The sequence below is a fragment of the uncultured Chitinophaga sp. genome (assembly GCF_937898475.1).
Lineage (GTDB): Bacteria > Bacteroidota > Bacteroidia > Chitinophagales > Chitinophagaceae > Chitinophaga.
Window position 1 is genome coordinate 121,568 of sequence record NZ_CALEJS010000040.1, and the last position, 26,190, is coordinate 147,757.

Below are 26,190 nucleotides of genomic sequence, written 5' to 3' on the forward strand. Positions count from 1 at the left end.
TTATCTTCAGGAAAAATTTTTACATCATGGCAAATCAAGCAGCCTTCCTGGAGACTATTAAGAACGGATACACCTTCAAGGGTGAACATTTCAAACTGGGTTGCGCTATATTGGATGGAACAGTAGTAACAGGCGCAGATGTATTCCTGCCCCTGAAAACGCTGAACAGGCATGGCCTTATTGCCGGCGCCACCGGTACCGGTAAAACAAAAACCCTGCAGGTAATTGCAGAAGGATTGAGTGATGCCAGCGTGCCTGTATTACTGATGGATATCAAAGGAGACCTGAGCGGGATAGCCGCAGCAGGTACCAGTAACGATAAAATAAAAGAACGCTACCAGAAAATAGGCGGCGAATGGTCGCCGGCGGCCTACCCCACAGAGCTGCTGTCGCTCAGTAAAGAAAAAGGATGCCGCTTACGGGCCACCGTCAGCGAATTCGGCCCCGTACTGCTGTCAAAGATCCTGGAGCTGAACGACACACAGGCAGGCCTGGTATCTATGATCTTCAAATACTGTGATGATCATACATTGCCCCTGCTGGACCTCAAAGATTTCAAAAAAGTATTGCAATACGCTACCGCAGAAGGCAAAGCGGAGCTGGAAAAAGAATACGGCAAAATATCCTCCACTTCCGCAGGCACTATCCTGCGCAAAGTAATAGAACTGGAACAACAGGGCGCCGACCGCTTCTTCGGAGAAAAATCCTTTGAAGTAGACGACCTGCTGCGCATCAGCGATGACGGCCGCGGCATGATCTCCATTGTGCGTGTAGCCGATATACAGGACAGGCCCAAACTGTTCTCCACCTTCATGCTCTCCCTGCTGGCTGAACTATATGCCACCCTGCCCGAAGAAGGAGACCTGGACAAACCCAAGCTGGTGATGTTCATTGACGAAGCCCACCTGATCTTCCAGGAAGCCAGCGCTGCGCTGCTGCAACAGATAGAAACCATCATCAAGCTGATACGCTCCAAAGGCGTAGGTATTTTCTTCTGTACACAGAACCCTATGGATGTACCACCTTCCGTACTCGGACAACTGGGCCTCAAAGTACAGCATGCCCTGCGTGCCTTTACCGCCAATGATCGTAAGTCCATCAAACAAACCGCAGAAAACTATCCCTTATCAGATTTCTATAAAACAGACGAGCTGCTTACCCAGATAGGCATCGGCGAAGCACTGGTAACCTGCCTGAATGAAAAGGGCACCCCTACCCCGCTGGCAGCTACCATGCTGGTATCTCCACGCTCCCGTATGGATATCCTGACTGATGCAGAAATGGACCAGCTCCTGGCCCAATCCAAACTCGCAAAGAAATATAACCAGGAAATTGACAATGAAAGCGCTTACGAGATACTGACCGCTAAACTGGAAGAAGCAGCAGAAAAAGCCGAAACGGCAGCACCTGCTAAAAAAGGCAGGCAGAAAGAAGAGAAAAGTGTGCTGGAAAGTGTGCTGGACAGCCCGGTAGCAAGACAGGTAGGCCGCACGGCAACAAGTATGATCACCCGGAGTTTGCTGGGAGCGCTGGGATTGGGGGGAAGAAGCAGGAAGAAGAGCAGCAGCAGCTGGTTTTAGAGAGGACGCAACTGAACACCACAGGAGGAGATTGCTTCCACCCCGCTGCACGTGATCTTATGTTTACAACTAATACGATGAATATTGCTCAACATCTATTTTCGCTGACCCTGGGCCTTACAGGACTGCTCTATATCCCCGGCGGATTATGGCTGTGGAAAAAACCGCCTGCAAAGATCAGCAGGATATACGGCTACCGCACGCCGCGTTCGATGAAAAGCCAGGCCGCCTGGGATTTTGCCCAGGTATATGCAGGCAAAGCCTTATGCTGTTGCGGTATTGCGCTAACCTGTTTAGCACTGTTATCACTGCCCTTTACGCTTGCGCAAGACATCAGTACGACCATAGCGGTGCTGGTAGTGCTTGTATTTACGGCCTTGCCTGTCTATCTTACAGAACGAAACTTAAAACTCAGATTCGGACAACAGCAGTAACCACTTAACTGATATGGAAAAGATCATTAAAACAGGCGTATGCTCTTACGGCATGTCGGGCACGATATTCCACGTTCCTTTTATTCATGTGCACCCGGGTTTTGAATTCACCGCAGTGGTGGAAAGAAGCAAAAACCTGGCAAAGCAGCAGCACCCTGATGTAAAAGTATACAGAAGCCTGGAAGAGATGCTGCAAGACAGCTCACTGGACCTGATTGTAGTGAACACACCCAACTATACTCACTACGATTATACCAAGGCCGCACTGGAAGCAGGCAAGAACGTGATCGTTGAAAAACCCTTTACCGTACATAGCGATGAAGGTGAAGCCCTGATCGCCCTGGCAAAGCAGAAAGGCCTGTTCCTGAGCGTGTACCACAACAGGCGCTATGACAGTGATTTCAGGATCAGCCGGGAAGTAGTGCAGTCAGGCATACTGGGCGATATACTGGAAGCAGAGATCCACTATGACCGCTTCAAGGAAGAGCTGAGCTACAAGAAACATAAGGAAGAACCCAACCCGGGTACCGGCTCCCTGTACGACCTGGGCTCTCATATCATTGACCAGGCACTGTTGCTGTTCGGTATGCCGAAAAGCCTGTGGGCCGATATACGCGTCATCCGCAAAGATTCTATTGTAGATGATTATTTTGAGCTGGTGCTTTTCTATGAGCAGCTGCGTGTAAGGGTTAAATGCAATTACCTGGTAAGAGAGCCGCTGGCCTCCTACCAGTTCCATGGACGCATCGGTTCCTTCATCAAAACAAAATCTGACATACAGGAAGCACAGCTGCAAAAGGGACTGCTTCCGGGCACACTTGACTGGGGCGTGGAAAGTCCGCATGAATGGGGGCTGCTGCATACCGAGAAAGACGGGAAAGTGCTGAAACAATACCTGCCTTCACCCAAGGGTAACTATATGGACTATTACCAGGGCGTGTATGATGCACTGGTAAACGGCGCTCCGCCACCGGTACAACCGGAAGATGCCGTACGCATCATCAGGGTGATTGAAGCCGCCTTCAGGAGCAGTAAAGAAAGAAAAGTGGTGGACCTTTAAGTTTGCGCCTATTGGCGCTTGCTTAACAGGCCGTCTTTGTCACGGATAATTTTCTCTTCGGCAACGAGGAACTGCAATACATCCATCAGCCGGTCCTCCGGGATACCAGGCAGCATCTGCAGCAGCGAAGCAAGCGATACAGGCTGTTGCAGATGCTGTATCACCAATTTCGCAATATGATCTACCGCGCCATGATCCAGCGGCCGCGTTTTACGCTTTACACATACATCACAAACGCCGCAGGCCGTGTCATTCTTTTCTCCGAAGTATGCTACCAAAGTTTGTGTACGGCACTGTTCATTACTGCGGATATAACCGAACATCGCTTTCAGCCGGGTAATATAGGCCTGCTTCCGTTCTTCCACCCGCGCCATGTTGATACGCAGGTTCCCTGCCTGTAATCTTTCCTGCAGAAAACATAATTGCGGCTCATCTCTTTTGGGCCTGTAACGAATAATGCCCTGCTGGTGCAGCTGCCACAGCTTCTCTGTTACCTGTGCTTCGGTTTGCCGTAATATGCGGCTGAGCTGCTTTTCAAAGATGCGCACTTCGTTATCGAAGATGCCTTCATAATTGCGCAGCAATGCTTTTATTAAAGGCTCCAGTGCGGGCTGCGCATCTTCCACCGCGTATAAGGTTTCCTTATTGGTAACGAACATGGCGCGGGAAGGCAGGTATACACTTTCACTCAGCTGCAGTATGCCTTCCTGTTCCAGTATGCGGATAGCGCTGTAAGTAACCGTGATATTGAGCTTGAACTGCTTTACAAATTCATTGATGTCAAAGTTGAAATAAAGCCCTTCGGCACTGCCCACCGGCAATTGCAGGTAGTTCACAATACACTGGTATACGTGCTTTATTTCCTGCAGGGAGGGAAACAGCAAAGGGATGCGGTCTTCCATATCGCCCAGCTCCTGCTCATCGTACAACAGCACGGCATAGGCTTTCTGCTCATCACGGCCTGCGCGACCGGCTTCCTGGTAATAGGCTTCCAGGCTGTCGGGCACATCATGGTGGATCACCACCCGTACATCGGGTTTATCTATCCCCATCCCAAATGCATTGGTGCAGACAATTACACGCACCTCATTCTTTATCCAGGCTTTCTGCCTGGCGGTACGGTCTGCAGGGGATAATCCCGCATGGTAGTAATCCGCTGCGATACCCCGCAAACGCAGGCCCTCTGCCAGTTGCCGGGTACGCAGCCTGTTGCGGCAATACACAATGGCGGAGCCAGGTACACGGTCCAGTATATGTTTGATCTTATCCAGGCGGTTGGCTTCTTCCGATACGCTGTAGGAAAGATTGGCGCGGGCAAAGCTTTTGGCAAACACTTTTGGTTGCTGCATTTCCAGCTTTGCACAGATATCTTTTTGTACAAGCGGGGTAGCCGTAGCCGTTAGCGCCAGTACCGGTACCCCGGGAAACAAGCGGCGGATGCTGGCGATCTGCAGGTAAGCCGGGCGAAAATCGTAGCCCCATTGGGATATACAATGCGCTTCATCCACCGCCAGCAGGTTCAGGGGCATGCCATCGCAATAGTCCAGGAAACGGCGGCTCTGCAATCTTTCCGGTGATACGTAGAGAAATTTATAGTGACCGCGGCGGGCGTTCTCCAAAGTTTGTTCCACCTCCCGGTTGGTAAGTCCGGCGTAGATGGCAACGGCTTTAATGCCGCGTTTTTCAAGATTGTCTACCTGGTCGCGCATCAGGGCGATGAGCGGGGTCACCACCAGGCAGATCCCTTCCTTCATCATGGCGGGCACCTGGAAGCAGATGGATTTTCCGCCACCGGTAGGCATGAGGGCCAGCGTATCGCTGCCCGCCAGTATAGCGTTGATTATATCCTCCTGTAGGGGGCGGAATTGAGCGTGGCCCCAGTATTGGCGCAGTATGGAGCTTGGATCGGTCAATCTTGTTTTTCCGCTAAATTACCCGTTTATATCTTAACCGCACGGAGTTAATGGCCAGCACCACATCTGATACCGCCATAATACCGGCGCCCGCAATAGGGTTCAGCAGGCCCACTGCTGCTACAGGCAGCGCCACCACATTGTAGATAAAAGCCCAGAAAAGATTCTGTTTAATGGTAAGGTAAGTATGTTTACCAAGGCCCATGGCCAGTGGCAAGGTGGCCAGGCTGTTATTGAGCAGCACTACGTTGGCGCTCTGCATGGCCACATGGGTGGCGTCGCTGAGGGATACGCCGATAGTGGCTTTGGCCAGTGCGGGGGCATCGTTGATGCCATCGCCTACCATGGCTACCGGCGCCTGTTGCATCAGCGCATCTATGCGTTGCAGTTTTTGTTCCGGTGTTTGTTCTGCGTATACTTCTGTTATGCCCACTTCCTGTGCAAGGTCTTTACATTTCCGGGCGGTATCGCCGCTTAACAATACGGGTTTGATACCGGCCTGTTTCAGTGCGGCAATGGCTTTGGCAGCGCCGGGGCGCAGTTCGTCTGTGAAATCGATCCAGCCGGCCAGCTTGCCGTTGCGCAGCAGGTAAATGTTGTGGCTGTCATCTGTTGTGGCTTCTCTGGCCATGATGTAAGAGCCCAGCTGCCACTGGTTGCCGTCCTTATCCTGGGCCTGCATGCCCCTCCCTTTATATTCGCGTACCTGCTGCAGCATCACTTCGCCGTTTCCCTTCCATTGAGCGCTGACAGACCTCGCTATGGGGTGGGAGGAGTATTTCTCCAGGCTGTATACGATCGCCTTAAATTCGGCCTCCTGCATATCAAAGCAGCGGAAATTGCCCATCTGCAGTTTGCCGGTGGTAAGGGTGCCTGTTTTATCAAACACCACGTAGCGGATGTTCCGGAATGCCTCCAGCGTTTGCGCGCCCTTGATCAGGATTCCATTGCGGGCGGCGCGGCCCAGCCCTACCATCACGGCGGCGGGGGTGGCCAGTCCCATCGCACAGGGACAGGCTATCACCAGTACGGCTATACTGCGCATCATGGCATTCCCCGCCGTATCCCGGGCAATCAGCCACCAGCCCAGGAAAGTAAGGAGCGCAATGCCCAGTACTGCGGGTACAAAAATGGCGCTGATACGGTCTGCCAGTTTTTGCATGGGGGGCTTGCTGCCCTGCGCCTGCTTTACCAGCTCTATGATGTAAGACAGCACGGTGTCTTTACCGGTGGCCGTCACAAACATTTTCAGTGTGCCTTCTTCCAGTATGGTGCCGCCTATAACTTTATCTTTCTCTTTTCTTTCTACGGGCGTGCTTTCGCCGGTGATCATGGATTCGTTCACCGTACCGCCGCCCCAGTAGATGGTGCCATCCATCGGTATCTTATCGCCGGTGTTCACCAGTACCTTGTCGCCCGTGCGAAGGGTCTGGTTATCTACTTCGTGAATATGTTCATGCCCGTGGTCGTCGTTGATCAGGCGGGCGGTGGTAACCTGCATTTTGGCCAGGGCGGTAATAGCGGTAGTGGTTTGCTTCACCGATCTTTCTTCCAGCAGGTTGCCCAGGAACACCAGGGTGATGATGGCGGCCGTGGTTTCGTAGAACATATAGTCAGGCCCCAGGTGCTGCAAGGTACCGATCAAACTGTATACATAGGCGGCGCTGGCGCCCAGCGTAATGAGCACATCCATATTGGCCATGCGGTTGGCCAGTGAGCGCCATGCGCTGCGGCCAAAATGCCACAGCCCGATAATATACACCGGGGTGGCAAGCGCCAGCTGTACGTTAGGGTTATGGAGCCAGGGCCATTTCACCCACATATGCAGCAGCAGCGGCGCCGTAAATACTGCGCATACCAGGAATTTGAAATACAGGCTTTTGAAAAACACTCCCCTGGGCGCTTCCTGGTTGGGCAGCACTACCTGGTATCCCAGTTCATTGATGCCTTTGAGCACGTCCTGAGAATTGCTGACGCCCGCAGGCAGGGTAAAGCTCAGCTCCTCCGTGGCAAAGCTTACCTGCACATCCTGCATGCCCTTGTTCTCCAGGTATCTGGATACCGTAAGCGCGCAGCTGGTGCAATTCATTCCTTTTACCTTGCAACTGATCGTTTCCATGTTATTCAACTGACGGTCATCAGACCGCTCCCAACAAATTTAGAAAAGGGGGGTATTTGGCGGTAAAATATTAATGCAACGGAAAGGCAAATTTGATGGACGGCGACTTGTAACCTGTTGACCATCCGGACAGATCAACCGGTTGTCCGGGAAGGGATTATTAATGCAACGGGATGGCTAATTTGACGGATAAATGACCCGGGAAACATTAATTTTGGTGATGGAATGGACATTTACCGAAGCGGAGCTGCCCGAAACAGCCCGCGCTTTCTGGACGCATTTTGACGGAGAGCGGGTTTTCACCCTGGAAGGGCAGATGGGAGCCGGCAAAACCACCTTTATCAAGGCGCTTTGTGCAGCCCGGGGGGTGGAAGATGCCACTGCCAGTCCCACGTTCGCTATTATCAATGAATACGTTTATCATAACGGGGAAAATCAGCCGCATACCATCTACCACCTCGATCTTTACCGGCTGCGGGATGAAGAGGAGGCGATAGCGGCAGGTATAGAAGATACCCTGTATCAGCCGGATGCCACCTGCTTTGTGGAATGGCCCGGGATCATCAGCCGCCTGCTGCCGCCAGACACGGTGCACCTGCACCTGGAAGTACTGCCCGATCAGCGGAGACGGTTAAGCACCCTGTAGAAACATGTGACAACATGTATTGAATCACAGGCGCTTATAAAACCTGCGGCTGGAATCGCAATCTTAAATAGCTTATCTTTGAATAAGACGTAATTTCACAGAACAATTTTGACACGAATATGGAGCAAAGGCAAAAACCTGTTGTGAGTGCTGGCTTTACTTATTCACCAATGGAGGAAACGTTGGATATTCCGCAGAAAAACTCACGTTTATTCATTGGCATCCCAAAAGAAACCTCTTTCCAGGAAAACCGGATTGCCTTAACGCCCGATGCTGTAAGCATTCTGGCCACCAACGGGCACCATATTGTAGTGGAACATAAAGCCGGCGATGGGTCGCATTTCTACGACACAGACTATTCAGAGGCAGGGGCCGAGATTGTTTACGACAAAAAAGAAGTATACAAGGCGGAGATCATTGTAAAATCAGCCCCCTTGAACGACGAGGAAATTGAACTGCTGCACCCGCACCAGATCGTAATATCCCCCATTCACCTGGCAGCGCTGAAGGCACACCAGGTGGAAAAGATGATGGATAAACGTATTACCCTCCTTTCTTTTGAGAACCTGAAAGATGACGCCGGCACCTATCCCATTGTAAGGGCCATGAGCGAAATTGCCGGCGGCGCAGTAATGCTGATTGCCGGACAGTATCTCAGCAATGGCAACAAGGGCAAAGGCATCCTTTTGGGCGGCGTTACAGGTATCCCGCCCACCAAAGTAGTGATCATCGGCGCAGGCATTGTAGGGGAATTTGCCGCCCGTACAGCACTGGCCTTAGGCTCTTCCGTGAAAGTATTTGACAATAATATCTATAAGCTGAAACGCCTGCAGAATAACATCGGCGTTCGGATATTCTCTTCCGTTATACAGCCCAAAGCGCTGGCAGAGCAACTGCGCAATGCCGATGTGGCCGTGGGTGCGCTCTCTTCCCAAAGCGGCCGTACCCCTATTGTAGTAACTGAATCTATGGTGAGCAATATGAAAGCCGGTTCCGTGATCGTGGATGTAAGCATAGACCGTGGCGGATGCTTTGAAACCTCAGAGATCACCAGTCATGAAAACCCCGTGTTCAAGAAGTATGACGTGGTACACTACTGCGTGCCCAACATTCCCTCCGGCTTTGCACGTACCGCTTCTGAGGCCATCAGTAATGTGCTCATGCCCCTGCTGATGGAAGCAGCCGACGATGGCGGCTTTGAAAACCTGGTATGGATCAAGCGCGGTGTGCGCAACGGCATCTACCTGTACAAAGGCGCGCTTACCAACTACCACCTCAGCGAAAAATTCAAACTAAAATACACAGACCTGGAACTGTTACTGGCCGTGAAAGGATAGGCAGGTACTGTTTAAATGTTTGAAAGTTTGAAGGAGTCCTGAATGTTTAAGGCCACCATCAAACTTTCAAACGTTCAAACCCTTACAACGCAAACCTTGCAATCACCTGTAGCGAGCGAACGCTTGTGTTGAGGCTGATGTAGGGAGAAAAGCCATTGCTCCACGCATAGCGGCCTTCTATTTGTATCCTTTTATACTGTACACCGCCTCCGGCGAGGAAAGTGGTTTCATGCTTACGGGGACCATTTATTGCTTTTTCCACATCATCTTTACGGTCTGTACGATACTTTTCGTTTTTGTTTTCACCGATCATAACACCGTTGCCCCAGCCCACATTGGCAAAAGGCTTCACCGTGCCTTTAGGATAGAGATAACGGAAGAGCAGATTCAGCTGCGCGTAAGAGAATTTCATGCTCACCTGCTCCTGCCAGGACTCCAGGATATTGGCATTCGTGAACGTTCCGGAAGCTGATTCCGTTTTATAGAACGCTTCAGCGCTGAGCCAGTATTGCTGCCTGTTACGGCTTACAGGAACATCAATGAACAATCCCGCTAATGGAGTAGTATTGCTTTTATAGCTGGCCCTGGTCATGGAATGACTGCCGCTGAAATTAAAGCTGTTAAAACCAGTTCCCGCCAGCAGGCCCCATCTCACATTTAATTTTTCCTTTGCTTTCACCGCGATCTTCTCTGATGGATTTCTACACTGGTGATAGTCCGTAAATAGTTTGCGCAGCGCATCTTCCGAATACCGCACATCAGCGGCTTTCCTGGCCACTTCGGGGCAGGCGGCAAACAGGTAGCTCAGCTGCCGCTGGTAAAGCGGAAAGGTAGCGATTGCGTTAGAGCCATCACTTGCCCTGCTTTTAACGAGCCTTAACTCTTTAGCAGGCACCCCGGCGCTGTCATACACGAAATGCGGCTGATCATTCCTGTCGTTGAACAGGTACAGGTTATAGGCGCCTTTCACAATAGTCAGCAGGAACACCGTATCATTCCTGGTAACCCGCTCTCCTGTGGCAAGCAGGTTGTCGATGGTCTGCACCGTTACATCCAGTTCTACCTGGCGGCTTACATACAGTTCATTTTCAGCAGTAACCAGGAAACCGGCTATGTCACCGGCGCTGAATCGCTGCTCATGGCCCTGCAGGTCTTGTTTAAATGAGATCTGTTCAGGATTGATACGCCAGTTGCGGTAATCTATAAAACCACGGAGCGAATCGTTTTGCTGGCTGATAATAACGGCTGGTACATAGTTCTTTTGTGCGCGGGCAACAACGGAGCTAAGGACTAACAAATACAACAGAAATTGTTTCATAAAAGTATAAGGATTGAAAGTTTGAGGGTTTGAACGTTTGAAAGTGGCCATAATTATCAGGGCACCTTCAAACGTTCAAACCCTCAAACCTTTAAACATCTAAACATTTAATTTATACCCCATGGCGATCGCCGCCAGGATGATAATGCCTACAACAATGCGGTAATAACCCCACATTCTGAAGCCGTATTTCTTTAATGAGTCAATGAAAAATCTGATGGCCAGGATGGCTACTACGAAGGCTACTATGTTGCCGATCAGCAACAGTTTCAGGTTTTCGGGGTAAGCGGTGAGCAGTTCTCTTCCTTTCAGCAGCTTATAACCCGTGGCGGCAGCCATGGTAGGCACGGCCAGGAAAAAGGAGAATTCAGCGGCCACATTACGGGTCAGCTTCTGCTGCATCCCGCCTATGATAGTGGCAGCGCTGCGGCTTACGCCCGGTATCATGGCAATACATTGCCAGAAACCAATGCGAAGCGCCTTGAAAACGTCTATTTTTTCATCTGTATCCACTTCCGGATGCAGGAACCAGTTATCTACAAAAAGCAGCACAATGCCGCCCAGCAGCAGGGTAATGCCCACCACCAGCGGGCTTTCCAGCATGGCGTCTATTTTATCGCCAAAAAGGTAGCCCACGATCAGCGCGGGGATAACGGCTATAAATAATTTGAAATAAAAATTCAGGCGGTGTTTGTCAAATACCAGGAACTTTCTCCAGTAAAGCACTACTACAGCCAGGATAGCGCCCAGCTGTATACATACTTCAAATAGTTTGGTGAACTCATCTTTGCTGATGCCCAGCAGCGCGCTGGTAATAATCATATGGCCGGTAGATGAGACCGGCAGAAATTCAGTCAGCCCTTCTACAATGGCAATAACAATCGCTTCAAATATGGTCATTCTTTACAGGTGTGATCGGGTCAGGCTTTAGGTTTCCGCATTATGGCATATACTTCAATGAGCAGGCCCAGTACAATTACAATGGGTGCAAGGGTGATCCTGCGGAAGCTGTATACTTCCTCCGGTTTGAAGTTATTGGGATCATCGCTGGAACCGCCCAGCATCAACAGGAAGCCGATTACGATCACTGCCAGCCCGGCCAGCATGATCTTAAAATTATCTTTTGCAAACAGCGGACGGCTGTCTGTGATCAGTTTGTCTGCAGGTTTAGTTTCTTTGACCATACCAGGTTAAATTTCTTATCAGTTAGAAATGATTGGTTTTAATAAAGATCATCCAGTTTCAGCTTCAGGTACTTCATTACAGAACGATGCGTGCTCACCAGGGAGATACAGATACCGATGATGATCATTCCCAGGAACAGCACGGTGATCATAAAGTAATCACGCAGACCGCTTAATTCAGGCAGCCACTGGTCGGCAAAATAGATCAGGCCTACCAGTCCGGCGATAGCGATGATAGCGCTCAATGCCCCGTTGATAATACTACGTATATCAAATGGCTTGGCAATGAACCAGCGGGTGGCGCCCACCATCTGCATGGTCTTTATCAGGAAACGGTTGCTGAACATAGCCAACCGTATCGTATTATCAATCAGTACGATCACGATGATGGCCAGCAGGGCGCTGATGGCCAGCATTACAAAGCCTATTTTCCGCACATTCTCGTTCAGCTTGTCTACCAGCAGGCGCTGATAGGATATTTCACGTACCACACTCTGGCGCGTCAGGTTATTTTCTATAATACGTAAACTGTCTGCATTCACATAACCGGCATTTGCCTTAATATTGATGCTGGCATATAAAGGATTATATTGCAGCAGGTTAATAAAGTCTTCCCCGAATTCCTTTTTAAACCGGGCGGCGGCCATATCTTTGGACACGTACTCAATAGACTTTACATATGGCTTTTGTGCAATAGAATCCCGGAGAGCGGTGGCCTGCTCTTCCTTTACATTATCGCGCAGGATCACCTGGATCTCAATACTTTCCTTGAAATAGGCGCTCAGCCGGTTGGCATGGATAATAATGAGGCCGAGGGTGCCCAGCAGGAACAATACCAGTGCTACGCCGATGATTGAGTATAAGTATGATGGTTTTGATCTCTTTGCTGATGATTTTCCCGGTTGCGCCATTAACCTAGAGTTTATCGGCGAAAATAATAAAAATTGGCAGTTATGTTTAATTTTGCCAATCCGAACGGATTTTTTTAACAAAATGGAATACAATTACAGAGATATAGAAAAAAAATGGCAGGAGCACTGGAAGCAGACCAATGCTTACCGGGTAAGTAATGATAGCTCCAGGCCCAAATGCTATGTATTGGACATGTTTCCCTATCCCTCCGGCGCCGGCTTACACGTAGGCCACCCGCTGGGTTACATTGCATCAGACATCTACGCCCGTTACAAACGGCTGAAAGGATTCAACGTACTGCACCCCATGGGTTACGACGCCTTTGGCCTGCCGGCAGAACAGTATGCGCTGGAAACCGGGCAGCACCCCGCCATTACCACCGGGCAGAATATCACTGCTTTCCGTAAGCAGCTGAATAACATCGGCTTCAGCTTTGACTGGGAAAGGGAATTCCGTACATCGGACCCCTCTTACTATAAATGGACCCAATGGATCTTCCTGCAGCTGTTTGACAGCTGGTACAACCGCCAGTCCCGCAAGGCCGAGCGCATCGCCGTACTGACCGCCATCTTCGAAAAAGAAGGCAACCAGGCGCATGAATGCCCGGGCGACCGCTCCATCCGGTTCAGCGCGGCTGAATGGAAAAGCTTTGACGAAAGCCGCCAGCGTGAAATACTGATGCACTATCGCCTGGGCTACCTGGCGTTTGCAGAAGTGAACTGGTGTCCCGCATTAGGCACCGTACTGGCTAACGATGAAGTGGTGAACGGCGTAAGCGAACGTGGCGGCCATCCCGTGATCAAGAAAAAGATGCGCCAGTGGTTCCTGCGCATTACCGAATATGCCAACCGCCTGCTGGAAGGCCTGGAACAGGTAGACTACAGCGAGGCCCTGAAAGAGATGCAGCGCAACTGGATCGGTAAGAGCCAGGGCGCGGAGATCACTTTTCAGATCCAGGATTCCTCCCTGCCCCTCACCGTGTATACCACCCGCCCGGATACTATCTTCGGAGTGGACTTTATGGTGCTGGCGCCCGAGCATGAGCTGGTGAGCCAGATCACCACACCGGAACAGAAGGCCGAAATAGAGAAATACCTGGACTATGTACAAAGCCGTTCAGAGCGCGAACGCCTGGCTGAAGTGAAACAGATCACCGGCTGCTTTACCGGCGCCTATGCCCTGAACCCCTTTAACGGAACACCTATTCCTATCTGGATCTCAGAATACGTGCTGGCTGGTTATGGTACCGGCGCCATTATGGCCGTACCCTGTGGCGACCAGCGCGATTTCCTGTTTGCCCGCCACTTTAATATTCCCATCACTAATATAATCGGCGATGCCTTTAACGGAACAGAGGCCAATCCCACCAAGGATGCCGTGCTGCAGAACAGCGATTTCCTGAACGGTGTGGACATGCGCTCCGCTATAGACATCGTGGCGCAAAAGGTGGAAGAAATGGGCATCGGCAAACGCCAGATCAATTATAAAATGAGGGATGCCGGTTTCAGCCGCCAGCGTTATTGGGGCGAACCCTTCCCTATTGTGTATAAAAACGGTATAGCTTATGCGGTAGATGAAAAAGACCTGCCCGTAGAACTGCCGCACGTAGAAAATTACAAGCCCGGCGAAGAAGGCGAAGGCCCGCTGGCCAATGTAGCTGACTGGGTGGACATTGCCCCCGGCGTTCGCCGCGAAACCAATACCATGCCCGGTTATGCAGGTAGCAGCTGGTACTTCCTGCGCTATGCCGACCCGCATAACGACCAGGCATTTGCAGACCGTAAAGCCACTGATTACTGGAACCAGGTGGATGTTTATGTAGGCGGTACCGAACATGCCGTAGGACATTTGCTGTACTCCCGTTTGTGGACAAAGGTGCTGTACGACCTTGGCTATATCAGCTTTGACGAGCCTTACAAAAAGATCCTCAACCAGGGTATGATCGGCGGCAGCTCCCGCCTGGTATACCGCGTGCGCGGCACCAATACATTTGTTTCCGCCGGTCTGAAAGACCAGTATGAAACAGATGAGCTGCATGTGGACGTGAACATCGTAGACGGTACAGAGCTGGATACTGCGGCCTTCCGCCAGTGGAAGCCTGACTACAGCGCAGCTGAATTTATTCTGGAAGATGGTAAATACATCTGCGGTACCCTGCTCGAAAAAATGAGTAAGAGAAGTTACAACACCGTCAACCCGGATGATATCGTAGAGAAATACGGCGCAGACACCTTCCGTATGTATGAAATGTTCCTGGGTCCCGTAGAGCAGTCCAAACCCTGGGAAACCAAAGGCATTGAAGGGGTGCACCGCTTCCTGAAAAAGCTGTGGCGCCTTTATGCAGACGAGCAGAAAGGCCTGATCGTAAAAGATGCACCCGCCACCCCGGAAGAGCTCAAAGTGCTGCACAAGACCATCCAGAAAATAGACAACGATACCAGCAACTTCTCTTATAACACCGCAGTAAGCCAGTTCATGATCTGTGTGAACGAGCTGGCCTCCCTGAAGTGCAACAAGCGTAGCATACTGGAGCCTTTGCTGATATTGCTGGCGCCATTTGCACCGCATGTCAGCGAAGAGCTGTGGCACCTGTTGGGTAACACTACCAGCATCCTCGATGCTGCTTACCCGGTGTTTGAAGAGCAGTATGTAAAGGAAAGCGCCTTTAACTATCCCATTGCCATCAATGGTAAAACCCGCACGGAAATGGGCTTTGCCCTCGATGCAGACAATGGATCCATCGAACAGGAAGTGCTGGCCAATGAAGTAGTACAGAAATGGATGGAAGGTAAGCCGCTGAAGAAGCTGGTGATCGTAAAGGGCAGGATGATCAATGTAGTTGTGTAAGAAAGATATAACAAAACAGAAGGGTGTTATGCCGTATACAGCGGTGTAACACCCTTTCTTATTGTATACAATTACCGCTCATAATAACTTAACAGCTAAGTACTACAACTTCGCTGCAGCATTGTTATTTTTATAAACCTAAACTAAAACCATTCATGAGAAAGACATGCTTATTGTACCTGTTGCTGCTCATTGGTACTGTAGCCGCAGCGCAGACGCCACTAAACGTTATGACCTTCAACATCCGCTATAACAACCCCGGAGACAGCCTGGACGCCTGGCCCTACCGTAAGGATAAGGTTGCCAGTGCTGTACTGTTTTACGAAGCCCAGCTGCTGGGCGTGCAGGAAGCTTTGTATGAGCAGATAACAGACCTGCAGCAACGACTGCCACAATACAAATACATCGGTGTAGGGCGCGACGATGGCAAAACACAGGGCGAATACTCCGCTATCTTCTATGATACCACCCGTTTACAGCTGCTGCAAAGCAAGACCTTCTGGTTATCCGCCACGCCTGATGTGCCGGGCAGCAAGGGATGGGATGCCGCTATCACACGTATTGTAACCTGGGGAAAGTTTCGCGATAAAAAGACCAAACAGGTATTCATCCATTTTAATACGCATTTTGATCACATAGGCACGGTAGCCCGCAGGGAAAGTGCACATCTGTTGCTGAAGCAGGTAGCCGCTATTGCTGGTAGAACACCAGCTGTGATCACCGGAGATTTCAACGCCACGCCCACTGATGAGCCGATACAGGTGATCATGAACAACAGCGATCCGCTGCATTTAACAGACAGCAAAGCCGTCAGCAAAACACCGCACTTCGGTCCTGATGGTACTTTCAATGGGTTTAAACGCGCAGAACGGGGAGATGCGCCGATTGATTATATATTCCTGAAAGGAAATATCTCTGTATTACAACATGCTTCGCTCTCCAATACCTGGAAAGGGCATTTTGCCTCAGATCACTTCCCGGTGTTCAGCAGGATCATTATCAAATAACTATTATAAAGCGCCGTGTTGCCTGAGAATGGTGGCAATTGCTTCAAGGCCCCTCCTGTTTGCCCAGGCCAGGGGCCTTGCCCATGCAGGGCTGACAGGCAAATTGGGATCGGCCTGATGCTCCAGCAGGAACAGTACCATCTCTTTTTTACTGAATTTTACAGCATAACCTAATGGCGTAGCACAGTACTCTTCATCCACCGCATTTACATCAGCCCCCTGCTTTATAAAGAGTGCTGCATTTGCGGTGTCTCCGTACTTGGCAAAGAAATGAAGCGGCGTGATACCCAGCCAGCTTTTAAAATTGGGATTCATACCATGGCTGAAAAGGAATGACGTCAGCTCCTGTGTCCTTATCGGGTCCTGGGATCCCTGTGTTCGTACCCCCACTGCAATTTTCCGGGCCAACCCGGGTTGATATCGCAGCATCAGGCGTACAAAAGCATCATGTCCCTGACCTGCAGCATTTTCAAGCGCATCCGGATTATTTGCCAGCGAGGGGTTTACTGCAAACATCGCAGCTGCGGTGCGTATATCTCCCATATAGCCCAGCATATGTACCCGTCTGGCTGCACCATAAGAACAAAGCAGTTCCACCATGTCAGTATGCCCGTTATTGATGGCCATACTAAGCGCATCAGCAGAACTTTCCACCTCTGGATTGGGAAAGGCGCCATGTTCCAGTAACAGTTTTGCGATAGCCAGATGTCCCCTGGCGGCAGCTTTATGTAAGGCATGGCCTTGCGGTGCAACACCTTCCTCCCGTAAATTGGGATCAGCGCCACGTTCCAGCAGCAATTGCACAATAGCTAAATGTCCGCCAGCCGCTGCATTGGTAAGTGCGGCGCCAGAACCACCATAACCGGTGAAGCAATCAGATATACGATTGACAAGTGAGGGATCCTGGTCCAGCAGCTCGCGTACCCGCTCTATGTTTCCCTTCAGCGCGGCCATGTAGATGTCCAGGTAAGCGCCCTTCGCCACCAGCAGCCGGTAGATATCATCTGGTGTGGCCACCGTATCTGCAGGTACGTCACGCCAACCACGGTAGTCATAATCGCCGTTGCAAAGATGTATGGGCCGTGCACCATCTCTGCGCGTTGCATTTATATCAGCCCCGCGCGCCAGCATTTCATCGATCAGCGCCGGTTGCCGGGTCATTACGGCCCAGTGAATGGGCTGATTGGTATTTTCATCACAGGCATGTATCAATGCGGGCGATGCATCCAGCAGTGTACGCACCTGCTCATGGTCGCGGTTCCTGATGGCAGCTGCAATGGCCACTCCTTCAGGCCGTCCTCCCTTCCCCGCAATGGTATTCTCCAGCAACTGTTGTATTGCAGTATACCCGCGATCTCTTGCCATCTGCAATAAGGTATCGCTGGCGCCCGACCTTAAGGGATTAGCACCCTGCTCTATCAGGTACGCAACTGCTTCCGGCTGATTTTCGCGTACAGCAAAATACAGGGGATTACGATAGTCGTAATGGCAGTTGACGAGCGCAGCATCCTTCTGCAGCAGCCGTCGGATAGCAGGCAGATCGCCCTGCATGGCTGCCTGGAATATGGCCCATACATCCGTCCCTGTTCCGGGTGACCAGCACAATTGTTCATCTTTGGCAAGCGCTTCCGGTTGTGTCATAGCGGTATTTTTGGGTGCATAAAAAAAGCAGGAATAAGGATGTAACCTGGCAAGCGGTTGTTATTCCCTATTCCTGCTAACGGAAATCAGTAAGATCTTTTCAGCTTAGCTTAGTCATTACCACGGCGATGATCACAGCTTACGCCGTTTTCAAGACCGTCTCTCACTTTCTTACCTCTCTTATCATTTACGTTGATGTTGATCACCAGGTGGCCGCCTTCCATTGTACCGGTAAAGTCGCCTACCTGCAATTTGGCCATTACCAGTTTCAGGTCAAGTTTCAGTTTGCCTTTGAAGGTCAGCGAGGTGTCAGACACCACAACGTTCTTTGCATCTGCTTTCATCGTAGCAGTCCCGGAAAGACGGATGGTGAATGGAATATCATTACCATCCCAGGTGATCTTCCCGCTCATGATCGCCGCAGGTTTAGGCTCTTCGCCGGCTATTTTTACGAATACTTTTACATACTTGTAAGTACCCTTTGGAATGTCTATTACCCCAAGAAAACCGATGGCTTTCAATACATCTACCAATCTGTCTACCTTTGCACTGAACTCAACTTCGCTATCCCCTTTTTTAGCTGCAAATTTTAATTCCCGTACCCTTACCATTACCTCGGTCCAGGTGAAGTCAAAGGCCGTGGTTTTAGCCATAGACGGGTTGTTCGTGATAGAAGCCAGCCGTTCAGCTCCGGTGGTGGCATCGCCACTGAGCCTTGAAGTGGGATTAACGGCTACCATTTCATAGCTGATCTTGCCCTCAGCTTGTGGGTCTGGTACCGTACCGGCAGAATCTTGTTTCGAACAGGCGGAGAACATTACAACTGACATCATTGCCAGTGCTCCGCAAAGTTGGTGGAGTTTAGGTCGCATTTTGATATGGTTTAAAATGTGGAGATAGTGGAATTCTCCCATGAAAATAACGCTTCTTTCTGAGAAAAAGTGTATTTCGTGGGAGAATCAGACAAAAACCATATACGTTACCGAACGGCTATCAGGGCTTTTTTGCAGAACCCGGTGCAAGGCTCTCCGGTTGAATGCGTGTGGGCGTATCCTTCCCGTCTACTATAGAAACGGCGCTTTTCGCAATCGCTTCGATCGTGTTGGTAATGTTCCGGATATCAAGACTTTCTACCTCATCATTAACGGTATGATACAGGGAATCCACATCGATCTGGTCAGTGGAAATAGTATGGGCGGGCACACCTAAACGTGCAAGGGTAGCATTATCAGAACGGAAGAAAAGCTGTTGTTCCGGGTATGGATCCGGGTGAAAGCGGAATACGGAACCTTCCAGGTTACGCTGCAGGATCTCTCCGAAATCAGAGCGTTCAAAACCAGTGATGAAGGCGCTGTTCTTCCCGAATTTGGCCTCTTTACCGATCATCTCTATGTTGAACATGGCCACTACCTTTTCAGGTGCAAACTGCTGCGAAAAGTAGCGGGCGCCGTAGCTGCCCATCTCTTCGCCGGTAAAGGCGGCAAATACCAGGGTGCGTGCGGGATGATGGTGCTTGTAGTAATTAGCCAGGCAGATCACTGCGGTGGTACCGCTGGCGTCATCATCGGCGCCGTTGGCGATGCTGTCCTGTGCTACCGCGGGTATAATGCCGAGGTGATCATAGTGAGCAGAGAAGATCACATATTCATCCGGCCGGGTGCTGCCGGGTATCATGCCTACTACGTTAAAGAGCGGAAGCGGCGTTACCTGCTGGCGCACTTCCAGGTTCACGCTGTGAATGGCAGAGTCAGCGGGCTCCTGCAGTACCAGCACCAGGTTAGCGCTGTCTGCCATCAGGTTGCTGGATTGCAGGTACTGGCGGTACTGGCGGAAGGCTTCACTCTGGGCGGCATCTACCCATACAAACGTATTGCCCTTATGCTTGCGCAGCTCACGGATGCGCTCGTAGAAATTTTCTCCGGCTTTTACATGCTGTTCTGCCACCTGTCCTTCCTGGTTCCAGGTAAGCTGGCCGGCAGTACTTTGCACAATAACGTTATCGGGTATACGGGGTTCTTTATTAATGGTAAGTTGTACAGACACCGGCTTAATGCGGTACATATAAAACGATTGCCGGAAGCCTTTGGCGTTCTGCCAGGGCTGCAGACTAGCCTTCTGGAATTCCTGTTCTATAAAAGTGGCAGCTTTGTCTATACCGGGCGTAAATGTTTTTCGTCCCTGCATATCATCTGCTGCAAGTGTGGTAATAATGCGTCTTACTTCCGAGCTGTCGATGGTATCCTGGGCGTGTCCGGCAGTGCAGAAGGCCAGTAGCACTAAACCGGTAAGGCAGATCCTGTTCATATTGGGTGTGGTTTTAAGCTGTCAGCTGTTGGCATTTAGCAGCCAGCTGAAAGCTGATAGCTGCTATTAATGCACAAATAAACTAATATACAAATAAACATGCAAACCCATACGCCATTAATTACGTATTTTTGGGCACTTTCAGCAGAGTATGTCCAATCCGCATATAAGACCAGATGAGACCCGCCTGAGTGCGGCCGAAAAAGAGTTTGAGAACAGTATACGCCCCCGGGAGATCATAGAATTTTCCGGGCAGGATCAGATCATTGAAAACCTGAAAGTATTTATCAAGGCCGCCAAAATGCGGGGAGAGGCGCTGGACCATATCCTGTTCCACGGGCCTCCCGGGTTGGGTAAAACCACCTTGTCGCGCATTGTGGCCAATGAACTGGGCGTAAACATCCGCGAAACATCGGGTCCGGTAATCGAAAAACCGGGCGATCTCGCCGGACTGCTCACCAACCTGGAAGATAAGGATGTGCTGTTCATTGACGAGATACACCGGCTCAGCACCGTGGTGGAAGAATACCTGTACTCCGCCATGGAAGACTACCGGATAGATATCATGATAGACACCGGTCCCAGTGCACGCTCCATACAGATCAACCTCCACCCGTTTACCCTGATAGGGGCCACCACCCGCAGCGGTTTGCTTACGGCGCCGCTCCTTTCGCGCTTCGGCATTAAATCAAGGCTGGAATATTATACTGCCGCCACCTTGCAGAAGATTATCTGGAGGGCGGCCGGACTGCTGCAGACAAAGATCACTTCAGAAGCCGCCATGGAAATAGCAAGGCGCTCCCGCGGCACCCCGCGTATTGCCAATGGATTGCTGCGCCGGGTGCGCGATTTTGCACAGGTAGTAGGCAACGGCACCATCGACCTGGACATCGCCAGGTTCAGCCTCAAAGCCCTGAACGTAGATGAATACGGGCTGGATGAAATGGATAACCGCATCCTGAACGTAATCATTGAGAACTTCAAAGGCGGCCCCGTAGGTATCACCACCATTGCTACCGCCGTAGGCGAGGAAGCCGGCACCCTGGAAGAAGTATATGAACCGTTCCTGATACAGGAAGGCTTTATTAAGCGCACACCAAGGGGAAGAGAAGTAACAGAAAAAGCGTATGTGCATTTAGGAAAGACGCCAAACAGAGGAGGGGCCAACATGTTGTTCTAGCTGTTAGCATTTAGCTGCTGGCACTTAGCTGCCGAAAGATTAACCAGCTAACAGCTAAATGCCGGCAGCTGATAGCTATTCCTTCACCACTAACCGGAAACCGTTTCCGTGTATATTCACTATTTCAATATCCGGATCATCTTTCAGGTACTTGCGTAACTTGGCAATGTACACATCCATGCTGCGGCCGTTAAAGTAAGTATCGCTGCCCCAGATCTTTTTAAGGGCCAGCTCACGGGGAAGCAGGTCATTCTTATGCTCGCAGAGCATACGCAGCAGCTCATTTTCCTTGGGAGACAGCGTATGAGATGCTCCATCGTGATTGAGGGTGCGCAGCCGCGCATTAAACTCATAGCGGCCTACGGTAAACTCATGCTGATCTTCTTCCTTACTGTTGAGCTCCTGGTTACGTTTCAGGATAGCCTTGATCTTCAGCAGCAACAGCTCGCTGTCAAAAGGTTTAACGATATAGTCGTCGGCCCCCAGCTTGTAACCCTGGATGATATCTTCCTTCATGGTCTTGGCAGACAGGAAGAACAGGGGAATATCGGGGTCTACATCGCGGATCTCTTCCGCCAGCTTAAAACCATCCATATTCGGCATCATAATGTCCAACAGGCACAGATCAAATTTATCGCGCCTGAAGGCAGCCAGGGCAAGGATCCCATCACGGCAAAGCTCCACGTCATAGTCATTCAGCTCCAGGTAATTCTTCAGTACCATACCAAGGTTGGTATCATCTTCTGCCAGCAATATCTTAGGTTTACGCTCTTCCATAGTACGTATGGGTTGATAATTTGAACAAATATAGAATTTTATACCGCAAGGAAGTGTTAAAATGGACCATCGACCATGAACTCCCCCGTTCACTTCTTCTTCAGCAAAGATGACAGCGGATGCCGCAGGTTCCTGTAATTGATCATGTCTACCACCACACTGCCTACAGATATCTCGCTTTCAATACGGAGGGGTATCTTATTGGCATCATCGCTTACCCATACATCCATTTTCTCACCGCCCTTGAACATGGTTCCTTCAATCAGCAAGGGCTTGAAGTGAATGGCCCTGAACTTCCCGAACTTGGTGTTCACCTCCTCCTTGCCGATATAGCGGATGTAGATGTTGTACACCTTATCGTCCAGGAACATGCTGAAAGTGATCTTATCATTCGGCTTGTACTTGTCAAAGTTGATGTTGCGTGCGTAATAAACAGCGCTCACCACATCCTGTATGCAATCAGGTACTTTAAAGGTACCGTTGGTGCTGCTGGCTGTATTATTAGGATGATCAAATGTAACGTTGTTGTATATAGTATGCCCGCCCTCACTCACATTACGTATAAATTTAAGGGGCTTCAGGGTGGCGGTATCCACATAACTTTCGTATCTGTCTCTCACTTTAAAGAACCAGTCATATGCGCGGTAAGTTTTGCCCTCTCCTACCAGGTGATATACGTCACGGCCGTTCAGCTTTTCTGCCAGGCAGTTAAAGGTGGCCTCTCCTGCGCCAATGTACACACCGGTAAGGCGGTAAAATACTTTCAGGGTCATAAACTCTCCGGCATGGAAACTTCCATTGGTAATACCACAAAACTCGTTCTGGGCTTTAACGGGATAACTGCAGAGTAAACCTACCAGTAAATTTATGAGTATAAAATACCTCATCGATGGATCTATTTATCCTTAAAAATCTTTACTCCCAGCAGCAGTATGCTCCCTAGTATAGCAGGTAACAGGAGGTTGATCAACCAGATACCTACGGTGGCGGCAATGATTGCTGCGGTATTGGTGCTCAGCAGGCCGAGGAAATACAGGCTTACTTTTCCTCTCAATCCCAATTCTGCTACGGCTATTGTGGGCACCAGGGCCATTACCAGGTAGATCACAGCATTCATCAGAAAACCTTGCCACCACAGCATTTCCACACCGAACGTGTCAAGCAAAATCAAATACTGTGCCGAGAAGACCACGTACCGGCAGGCGGAAAGGAGCAGGAGGTACTGCAATTCTGCATTGGTATAGCGGGTAATGATCTGTACAAACACCTTTGCCTTCCTTAGGGCTGGGATCCTTTCAAAAATGGCAACAATGATCTGTAACCGAAAATATAATAATATAGTCAAGGCGCCAATAAGGATCAGGAGGCCCAGTAAAATTTTTTCCCAGAAATTAGGGGCAAAATAACCGTTGGCCTTTACCAGCGGGAAGTTGTTGATATAAAATATCAACCCTGTTAACCCAAAGATAATAGTGATAATGAGCTGGCTGAGGCTTCCTACCACGGTAGCGGCAATGGATTTCAGCTTGTTCTGGTTGCTGAGATACAGCATTCGACCCCCGTATTCGCCTATACGGTTAGGCGTATTGATCGATAAAGACACCCCCGAAAGGATCGCGCTGAAGGCCTTCAGGAAGGACACCTCTTCGAGCGACCGTACAAGCAGCTGCCATTTACGGGCCTCCAGGCCCCAGTTAAAAAGCATGAGGATCAGCACAAGCGCCAGGGATATACCCCCCTTCTGCTGAAGGGTGAAAGACATCTGTTTCAGGGAAGTAGAAAGGTCTGGCTGATGTATTACCTGGTTGTAGATGGAATAGGCCAGCCAGCTAAAAAGGCCTGCGCCTAACAGGTAATTGAGAATTATTTTGGTACTTTTGTTCAGACATTCAAGATTTTGGCAAAAATAAACTCCGGTTGGCAAAGAAGTCAAAAATAATTCTTGGGATTGACCCGGGAACGCTGGTAATGGGGTACGGTCTGATAGCGGCGGAAGGCAAAAAGGCCAGTCTTATAAAAATGGATGTGCTTAAACTATCCAGTCATAAGGACCACTATGAAAGGCTGCAACTGATCCACGCCCGCGTAAATGAGCTGATCCATCTGTACAAACCTGACTGCTGCGCCATCGAAGCGCCATTCTTTGGCAAGAACGTGCAAAGTATGCTGAAACTGGGCCGCGCCCAGGGAGTAGCCATTGCAACGGCCATGCAGGCCGGGCTTACGGTTGCAGAATATTCTCCCAAAAAGGTTAAACAATCCATCACCGGTAACGGTAATTCAGACAAGGAGCAGGTATGGCAGATGCTGCAGCGCATCCTGGCATTCTCAGAACGACCTGAGTTCCTGGACGCCACGGATGCCCTCGCAGTAGCCGTTTGTCACTTTTTCCAGGAAAGCAGCCCCCTGGCAGGCCTTCCGAAAGCAAAAGGATGGGAACAGTTCTTGCAGCAAAATCCGGAGAGAGTGGCCAGTCGTTAGCGGTTATTTACCAGTCGCTGACAGAAACCTTTTAACAACTAACGACTTACAACTATCGACTGAACAGTGGCCCCCGTCAAAAGGTTATTTCTAAAATTCAGAAATTGTATTTACTTTGACTAAAATTCTAATAGGTAACTCCATGACAAGGGCCCGGGACAGCGCCATAACAATCAGTAATTACCATTAATGCGACTATGGTAGAGTATGTGACATTTTATATTAATCAGCATCACTGCAACTATGAAAGCAAGAATCCTATTTGTGGAAGATGATCCGAACGTTGGTGCGGCAACAAAGAAACGGCTGGAAGAGGTGGGATATGAGGTCAGACATTGTACAGACGGCCTTATGGCCTGGGAAGAGTTCCAGCACCGCACGTTCGATATCTGCCTCCTGGATGTGATGATCCCCAAGAAAGGGGGGACCCCCGAAAAAGATAACGGATTTGAACTCGCCAGGCAGATCCGCAAACGAAACGATGTGATCCCCATCCTGTTCATCACAGCCAAATCAATGGTAGAGGACAAAATTGCCGGTTTCAAGACCGGGGCGGACGACTATATCACCAAACCGATCAACCTGCAGGAACTGGTATTGCGCATAGAGGTATTCCTCAAAAGGACCAAGAACATGGTACAGGCCAGCCAGGCGGCAAAACCCTCCCAGTACGTGATCGGTAAGCTCGTATTTGATTATAACGACCTTCGCCTGCACGACCAGATACAGCAGAAGTCTGTTACCCTCACCCAAAAAGAGGCCGACCTCCTCAGGTACCTCTGCGATAACGCCAATAAGGCCCTGAAAAGGGAAGATATCCTCTTCAATGTATGGGGTAAGGACGACTACTTCCTGGGACGCAGTATGGACGTATTTATCACCAAGCTGAGGAAATATTTCAAATCAGACCCTGATATAAGGCTGGAAACCCTCCATGGCGTAGGTTTCCGGTTCAATGTGCCCCATGCCCCTAATGTGTCAACATCTCTGCCCTGATCTTTTCCTGCACTGCTTTAAACTCCGCTTCAGATAATTTCAGTTTCGGCCGGGCAAAGTTCATGTCGTCCGCTGAATTGATGGGTATCAGGTGCATATGCGCATGCGGAACCTCCAGCCCTACCACGCTTATTCCTACGCGGTTGCAGGGAAAAGAACGCTCCAAAGCTTTGGCAATCGGCCGCGCAAATACCAGCCATTCTGCCAGCAGCTCATCAGGCACATCAAAGAACTTGTCGACCTCCAGCTTCGGCACCACCAGGGTATGCCCCTGTACCAGCGGAAAAATATCCAGGAAGGCATAAAAACGGTCGTTCTCCGCCAGCTTATAGCTGGGAATCTCTCCTTTAATGATCTTGGTAAATACAGACATGGGATGACAACATTGAGTGGTGAAAAAAATCCCGTCCGGTTAACACGAACGGGATAAGTGGATTGTATCAGTTTTTCATCC

General features: G+C 50.2%; 23 protein-coding genes. 10 read left to right on the forward strand and 13 right to left on the reverse strand.

What is annotated here, in order from left to right; genetic code table 11:
- The first annotated feature begins 26 nt into the window (after window positions 1-26).
- The 3 genes from Q0577_RS23790 (at window position 27) to Q0577_RS23800 (ending at window position 3,074) form a co-directional block, all read left to right on the forward strand.
- Window positions 27-1,580: a helicase HerA-like domain-containing protein gene (locus Q0577_RS23790; RefSeq protein WP_298740782.1), complete on the forward strand. Its 1,554-nt coding sequence runs from the start codon at window positions 27-29 to the stop codon at window positions 1,578-1,580.
- Window positions 1,581-1,657: 77 nt separating this feature from the next.
- Complete coding sequence (locus Q0577_RS23795) at window positions 1,658-2,014, forward strand: SdpI family protein (protein ID WP_298740784.1); 357 nt, start codon at window positions 1,658-1,660, stop codon at window positions 2,012-2,014.
- Between the two features lie 13 nt (window positions 2,015-2,027).
- Entirely contained in the window at window positions 2,028-3,074 is a 1,047-nt protein-coding gene (locus tag Q0577_RS23800) for a Gfo/Idh/MocA family oxidoreductase (protein ID WP_298740787.1), read from the forward strand.
- 8 nt (window positions 3,075-3,082) lie between these two features.
- On the opposite strand, the gene Q0577_RS23805 is transcribed toward Q0577_RS23800, so the two are convergent.
- Together Q0577_RS23805 and Q0577_RS23810 are read right to left on the reverse strand one after the other, a co-directional pair.
- Window positions 3,083-4,987 carry an ATP-dependent DNA helicase RecQ gene (locus Q0577_RS23805; protein ID WP_298740789.1) on the reverse strand — a complete coding sequence of 635 codons (1,905 nt, stop codon included), beginning with the start codon at window positions 4,985-4,987 and terminating at the stop codon, window positions 3,083-3,085.
- Window positions 4,988-5,000: 13 nt separating this feature from the next.
- The gene (locus Q0577_RS23810; protein WP_298740791.1) at window positions 5,001-7,106 is read right to left on the reverse strand and encodes a cation-translocating P-type ATPase; all 2,106 of its coding nucleotides are present in this window, start codon (window positions 7,104-7,106) and stop codon (window positions 5,001-5,003) included.
- 220 nt (window positions 7,107-7,326) lie between these two features.
- On the opposite strand from Q0577_RS23810, the gene tsaE reads away from it, so the two are divergent.
- Complete coding sequence (tsaE, locus tag Q0577_RS23815) at window positions 7,327-7,752, forward strand: tRNA (adenosine(37)-N6)-threonylcarbamoyltransferase complex ATPase subunit type 1 TsaE (RefSeq protein WP_298740793.1); 426 nt, start codon at window positions 7,327-7,329, stop codon at window positions 7,750-7,752.
- A 170-nt stretch (window positions 7,753-7,922) separates the two neighbouring features.
- Window positions 7,923-9,089: an alanine dehydrogenase gene (locus tag Q0577_RS23820; RefSeq protein ID WP_298740796.1), complete on the forward strand. Its 1,167-nt coding sequence runs from the start codon at window positions 7,923-7,925 to the stop codon at window positions 9,087-9,089.
- Between the two features lie 82 nt (window positions 9,090-9,171).
- On the opposite strand, the gene Q0577_RS23825 is transcribed toward Q0577_RS23820, so the two are convergent.
- The 4 genes from Q0577_RS23825 to Q0577_RS23840 form a co-directional block, all read right to left on the reverse strand.
- On the reverse strand, window positions 9,172-10,407 hold the full coding sequence (locus Q0577_RS23825; protein WP_298740798.1) for a hypothetical protein: 1,236 nt from the start codon (window positions 10,405-10,407) through the stop codon (window positions 9,172-9,174).
- 99 nt (window positions 10,408-10,506) lie between these two features.
- Complete coding sequence (locus Q0577_RS23830; protein WP_298740800.1) at window positions 10,507-11,307, reverse strand: undecaprenyl-diphosphate phosphatase; 801 nt, start codon at window positions 11,305-11,307, stop codon at window positions 10,507-10,509.
- A gap of 20 nt (window positions 11,308-11,327) precedes the next feature.
- Window positions 11,328-11,591, reverse strand: coding sequence for a DUF3098 domain-containing protein (locus tag Q0577_RS23835; RefSeq protein ID WP_298740801.1), 264 nt, complete (start codon window positions 11,589-11,591; stop codon window positions 11,328-11,330).
- Between the two features lie 38 nt (window positions 11,592-11,629).
- A complete protein-coding gene (locus tag Q0577_RS23840; protein ID WP_298740803.1) occupies window positions 11,630-12,502 on the reverse strand; it encodes a permease-like cell division protein FtsX in 873 nt (290 codons plus the stop codon).
- Window positions 12,503-12,584: 82 nt separating this feature from the next.
- Here Q0577_RS23840 and leuS point away from each other — a divergent pair, with 82 nt between their 5' ends.
- Both leuS and Q0577_RS23850 read left to right on the forward strand, forming a co-directional pair.
- Entirely contained in the window at window positions 12,585-15,350 is a 2,766-nt protein-coding gene (leuS, locus tag Q0577_RS23845) for a leucine--tRNA ligase (protein ID WP_298740805.1), read from the forward strand.
- A gap of 155 nt (window positions 15,351-15,505) precedes the next feature.
- Window positions 15,506-16,357, forward strand: coding sequence for an endonuclease/exonuclease/phosphatase family protein (locus Q0577_RS23850; RefSeq protein ID WP_298740807.1), 852 nt, complete (start codon window positions 15,506-15,508; stop codon window positions 16,355-16,357).
- 3 nt (window positions 16,358-16,360) lie between these two features.
- Here Q0577_RS23850 and Q0577_RS23855 read toward each other — a convergent pair whose 3' ends face one another.
- The 3 genes from Q0577_RS23855 to Q0577_RS23865 form a co-directional block, all read right to left on the reverse strand.
- Complete coding sequence (locus Q0577_RS23855) at window positions 16,361-17,998, reverse strand: ankyrin repeat domain-containing protein (RefSeq protein WP_298740809.1); 1,638 nt, start codon at window positions 17,996-17,998, stop codon at window positions 16,361-16,363.
- 110 nt (window positions 17,999-18,108) lie between these two features.
- Window positions 18,109-18,870, reverse strand: coding sequence for a hypothetical protein (locus tag Q0577_RS23860; protein WP_298740811.1), 762 nt, complete (start codon window positions 18,868-18,870; stop codon window positions 18,109-18,111).
- Window positions 18,871-18,991: 121 nt separating this feature from the next.
- The gene (locus tag Q0577_RS23865; protein ID WP_298740814.1) at window positions 18,992-20,302 is read right to left on the reverse strand and encodes a M20/M25/M40 family metallo-hydrolase; all 1,311 of its coding nucleotides are present in this window, start codon (window positions 20,300-20,302) and stop codon (window positions 18,992-18,994) included.
- A 151-nt stretch (window positions 20,303-20,453) separates the two neighbouring features.
- On the opposite strand from Q0577_RS23865, the gene ruvB reads away from it, so the two are divergent.
- Complete coding sequence (ruvB, locus tag Q0577_RS23870) at window positions 20,454-21,482, forward strand: Holliday junction branch migration DNA helicase RuvB (protein WP_298740816.1); 1,029 nt, start codon at window positions 20,454-20,456, stop codon at window positions 21,480-21,482.
- A 75-nt stretch (window positions 21,483-21,557) separates the two neighbouring features.
- Here the strand turns inward: ruvB and Q0577_RS23875 are convergent, their stop codons facing one another.
- From Q0577_RS23875 to Q0577_RS23885, 3 genes are all read right to left on the reverse strand, one after another.
- Window positions 21,558-22,259, reverse strand: coding sequence for a response regulator transcription factor (locus tag Q0577_RS23875; protein WP_298740818.1), 702 nt, complete (start codon window positions 22,257-22,259; stop codon window positions 21,558-21,560).
- Between the two features lie 89 nt (window positions 22,260-22,348).
- Window positions 22,349-23,146: a DUF3108 domain-containing protein gene (locus tag Q0577_RS23880; RefSeq protein WP_298740820.1), complete on the reverse strand. Its 798-nt coding sequence runs from the start codon at window positions 23,144-23,146 to the stop codon at window positions 22,349-22,351.
- Between the two features lie 8 nt (window positions 23,147-23,154).
- Entirely contained in the window at window positions 23,155-24,183 is a 1,029-nt protein-coding gene (locus Q0577_RS23885) for a lysylphosphatidylglycerol synthase domain-containing protein (protein ID WP_298740822.1), read from the reverse strand.
- Here Q0577_RS23885 and ruvC point away from each other — a divergent pair.
- Both ruvC and Q0577_RS23895 read left to right on the forward strand, forming a co-directional pair.
- Window positions 24,177-24,740: a crossover junction endodeoxyribonuclease RuvC gene (ruvC, locus tag Q0577_RS23890; RefSeq protein ID WP_298740824.1), complete on the forward strand. Its 564-nt coding sequence runs from the start codon at window positions 24,177-24,179 to the stop codon at window positions 24,738-24,740. The genes Q0577_RS23885 and ruvC overlap by 7 nt on opposite strands.
- A gap of 243 nt (window positions 24,741-24,983) precedes the next feature.
- Window positions 24,984-25,736 (forward strand): response regulator transcription factor, encoded by a 753-nt coding sequence (locus tag Q0577_RS23895; RefSeq protein WP_298740826.1) that lies wholly within the window; start codon window positions 24,984-24,986, stop codon window positions 25,734-25,736.
- Here Q0577_RS23895 and Q0577_RS23900 read toward each other — a convergent pair.
- A complete protein-coding gene (locus Q0577_RS23900) occupies window positions 25,711-26,109 on the reverse strand; it encodes an HIT family protein (protein ID WP_298740828.1) in 399 nt (132 codons plus the stop codon). The two genes, Q0577_RS23895 and Q0577_RS23900, sit on opposite strands and share 26 nt — an antisense overlap.
- Window positions 26,110-26,190: the final 81 nt, after the last annotated feature.